General features: G+C 58.2%; 1 pseudogene. It reads right to left on the bottom strand.

Annotated elements, in window-relative coordinates:
- Nucleotides 1–251 (bottom strand): annotated as a pseudogene (locus SB756_RS33090) (enterobactin synthetase subunit F); the annotation flags it as partial.

Below are 251 nucleotides of genomic sequence, written 5' to 3'. Positions count from 1 at the left end.
GAAGTTGCAGCAGAACCACCGGTACCATATGTGGTGGCAATGTTTCACGAAGCTGCGCCTGCAATGCGCTGGTATCCAACGGCAGGCCCGATTGCGACACCAGATAGCCCACCAATTGACGCGCATCACCACCGGTGGCAGCCGCCTGGTTAATCACACAGGCGTGGGTAACGGCTTGTTCGACATCCGGCAGCGCCTGCATCACGCGATCGATTTCGCCCAGTTCGATACGCTGCCCGCGAATTTTTAGC

The sequence above is a fragment of the Pseudomonas sp. SIMBA_068 genome (genome assembly GCF_046534705.1).
Taxonomy (GTDB): Bacteria; Pseudomonadota; Gammaproteobacteria; order Pseudomonadales; family Pseudomonadaceae; genus Aquipseudomonas; species Aquipseudomonas putida.
Note: the sequence above shows the minus strand (reverse complement) of the source record. Positions and strands in the feature narration are given on the sequence as shown.